At 59.2% G+C, this 341-nt stretch carries 1 pseudogene; it reads left to right on the top strand.

Annotated elements, in window-relative coordinates:
• Window positions 1-341, top strand: a pseudogene (locus DUT91_RS26005) (HlyD family secretion protein); the annotation flags it as partial.

Below are 341 nucleotides of genomic sequence, written 5' to 3'. Positions count from 1 at the left end.
TGGGGCGGCCGAGACTGCTGCAGCCCATTTCAGTTCAGATTACCACCGGAGCCGGCATTCTTGCCGTTGCGATGATCGCCGCCATTTTCATTTTTGGGGAATATACACGTCGCGTTCGTGTTTCAGGGCTGGTCATCCCGAGCGCCGGCATAACGCATGTGTTCGCCCCTCAGTCGGGCCGCGTCGTCAGCGAAGCAGTTACCGAAGGCGCTTCCGTGCGCAGCGGCGACGAACTCTATTCTCTCAGCGTTGGCAACAAGACAGGTCTGGGGGAGACGGAGGTCATCATCAAGGACCAGCTACTGGCAAGGCGGTTCGAACTGGAGGCCGCGATCATACAG

Origin of the sequence: Paramesorhizobium salinisoli (assembly GCF_003335045.1) — a bacterium.
In the GTDB taxonomy this organism is placed as follows: domain Bacteria; phylum Pseudomonadota; class Alphaproteobacteria; order Rhizobiales; family Rhizobiaceae; genus Paramesorhizobium; species Paramesorhizobium salinisoli.
This window is presented reverse-complemented; position numbering and strand designations above follow the sequence as displayed.